This is a genomic window from Streptomyces sp. NPDC054841 (assembly GCF_053611045.1).
Genome location: NZ_JBSGZO010000753.1, coordinates 1 through 2,691, shown reverse-complemented (window position 1 = coordinate 2,691; position 2,691 = coordinate 1). Strand labels below are relative to the sequence as shown.

3 protein-coding genes are annotated in these 2,691 nt (G+C 71.5%); 2 read left to right on the top strand and 1 reads right to left on the bottom strand.

Annotation, left to right across the window (positions count from 1 at the left end):
* The first annotated feature begins 143 nt into the window (after window positions 1-143).
* Complete coding sequence (locus ACWGI8_RS42760) at window positions 144-596, top strand: hypothetical protein (RefSeq protein ID WP_453668863.1); 453 nt, start codon at window positions 144-146, stop codon at window positions 594-596.
* Here ACWGI8_RS42760 and ACWGI8_RS42755 read toward each other — a convergent pair.
* On the bottom strand, window positions 556-1,557 hold the full coding sequence (locus ACWGI8_RS42755) for a DMT family transporter (RefSeq protein ID WP_453668864.1): 1,002 nt from the start codon (window positions 1,555-1,557) through the stop codon (window positions 556-558). The genes ACWGI8_RS42760 and ACWGI8_RS42755 overlap by 41 nt on opposite strands.
* Before the next feature lie 139 nt (window positions 1,558-1,696).
* On the opposite strand from ACWGI8_RS42755, the gene ACWGI8_RS42750 reads away from it, so the two are divergent.
* Window positions 1,697-2,587 (top strand): LysR family transcriptional regulator, encoded by an 891-nt coding sequence (locus ACWGI8_RS42750; RefSeq protein ID WP_453668862.1) that lies wholly within the window; start codon window positions 1,697-1,699, stop codon window positions 2,585-2,587.
* Window positions 2,588-2,691 lie beyond the last annotated feature (104 nt).

Here is a 2,691-nt window from a genome sequence, read left to right as displayed (position 1 = left end):
ATACGCCCAGTATGAGGACGACCCTCCGCCTTGCGATGCACCGCATCTGACGCCGCGCGCTGATCCACCGGGGATTACGGGACAGCCCTTAGGCTGAAATACCCGTCGGTCCTTCCCATGAGCGGCGAAAGATGGCGTATCCGATGAACTCACCGAGCGACTTCGAGCTGCTGGGCGTGACGATCCAGGTGGAGGGCCACGCCGACATGCCGGTACCCGTGCCGTCCGCCGAGCATCCGGACGCCGTGCCGCCGCCGCCCACCCCCCTGGTCCTCAGGGAAGGGGCGGAGTTCCGGGTGCGGCTGGAGTTCGGCGTGGGATCCGGGCACGACCTCGAAGGGCTCAGGTTCATCGACGAGCGCACCCGGCAGGGGGTGACGGTGGGACACCAGGAGATTCTGCTGGGCGACTACCGCAGCGGCGGCCCGTACGAGATCGTGCTTCCCCCGGAGCGATTGCCGATCGGCCATATGGCCCGCGACACGTACCAGGTCACCGGCACGTTCGTGGACGTGACGGGCCGGATCCTCGGCCGGGAGACCCACAGCTTCGAGATCACGAAGGACTGGCCTCACCGACGGGACGTGGCTCACTGACGGGACCGGCAGCACCGACGGAACCGGCGGCACCGGCGTCACCGACGGCACGGGTCTCCCCGACGCGGCGTGCCGGTGCGGAGTCCGTCCCCGTGCCGGGCGGCCGCGCCTCACGGGTCCGCCGCCGCGTCATGGCGACGCCGGTGAGCACGACGAGCATGCCCATGACGACCCGGAAGCCGAGTTGCTCGTCGAGCACGACGGCGCCGAGCGCCACCGAGACGACCGGCAGCAGATATCCGACGGTGGCGGCGCTGGTGGCGCCTTCGTCGGCGATGAGCCGGTAGTTGAGGTAGAAGGTGAGGCCGGTACCGAAGATCCCGAGGACGACGACGGCGACCAGGGCCGTCGCGTCGGGGCGCCCCGGTGCGAGTCCGCCGCCGGTGGGCAAAGCGAGGGCGCTCAGCACGCTCGCGGTGACGAGCTGGGCGGCGGAGAGCGCGATGGGCGCGGTGCCCCTGCCGGTGAGTGTGCGGGCCATGTAGGCGAAGGCGACGGCGGAGCTGACGGCCGCCCCGAGCAGGGCGAGGGCGCCCCAGCCGATCAGTCCGGTCCGCTGCCAGGGCGCGAAGATCACCAGCGTTCCGGCGAAGCCGAGGACCAGTCCGCCCAGCCGGACCGGGTGGAGCTCGCGGTCCGTGCCGGTGCCGATGCCGATCAGCAACGCCCACAGGGGAGTTGTCGCGTTGAGCACGCCTGCCACGCCGGAGTCGACCGTCTGCTCGCCGATGCTGAAGAGGAAGAACGGCAGGGCGTTGCAGAGGAAGGCCGCCACCACGAGATGGCCCCAGGTCCTGCGGTCACGCGGGAGGCGCTCCCGGGCGTACCCGGCGAGCGCGAGCAGGACCACCGCGCCCAGGACGCAGCGGACCACCGTGATCTGGACCGGGGTCAGGCCGTGGTTCAGGGCCAGTTTGATCCAGAGGAACCCCGAGCCCCACAGCAGGGCGAGTACGCCCATCCGCATCGGTGTTCCTCGGCCGCCGCTCTTCACTCGTGTCTCCCCTGTCCGGTGGGTCGTCGTCCTCGTACGCAACCGTCCCCCACCCAATCCGACAGGACAAGTGAAAAGTACTGCACACACCATTAACCTGTACTGCATGCTTGATGTGAGGCGTATGCAGGTGCTGCGGGCGGTCGTCGGCACCGGGTCGGTGACGGCCGCGGCCGCGCGGCTGGGGTACACACCGTCCGCCGTGAGTCAGCAGGTGGCCGCCCTGGAGAAGGAAGCGGGTACGGCACTGCTCGAGCGGGTCGGCAGGGGCGTACGGCCCACGGCCGCGGGGCTGCTGCTCACCGAGCACGCCGACGCGATCAGTCGGCAGGTCGCCGAGGCCGAGACGGCGCTGGCCGATCTGCGGGAAGGGCGCACGGGCCGGCTGTCCGTCCGCTACTTCGCCACGGTCGGCGCCACCCTGGTGGCTCCCGCGCTCGCCAGACTGCGCCGCGAGCATCCGGGCGTGCAGGTCGAACTGAAGCTGATCGACCCAGAGGATCCACTGCCGGACGTGAAGCAGGGCCGGGCCGACATGGCCCTCGTGGTGCTGCCTCACGACCGGCCCGTCGACGGGATCCGGCTGGAACACCTGCTGGACGACCCGTACCGCGCGGTCCTGCCCAAGGGTCATCGGCTGGCCGTGAAGCGAGTGCTCGACCTGGACGACCTCGCCGACGAACCCTGGGTCGGCAGCGAATGGCCGGGGCCCTGCCTGGACGCCGTGCTCGACGCGTGCGGCGCCGCCGGGTTCAGTCCGGATTTCGTGGTCGACGCCGAGGACTACGCCACGGCGCAGGGATTCGTCGCGGCCGGTCTCGGCATCGGCATGATCCCGCTGACCGGGCTGCGGAACCCGCATCCCGGCGTCGTCGTACGCAAGGTGCGGCGGCCCGAGCCGGTGCGCGCCGTCCACGCGGCCGTACGGGAGACGGCGCCGGCCCTGCCCGCGCTGCTCGGCCTGCTCGACGCGCTACGGGACGCGGCCACTCGGTAGCCCGCCGGCGGCGGCACGCGGCGGCACTCGGCAGCGCTTCGCGAAGGCCGCGAACGCAGAGCCGCGGGTGCGGGACAGCAGTGGCGGGTGGTGCCGGGCCCTCC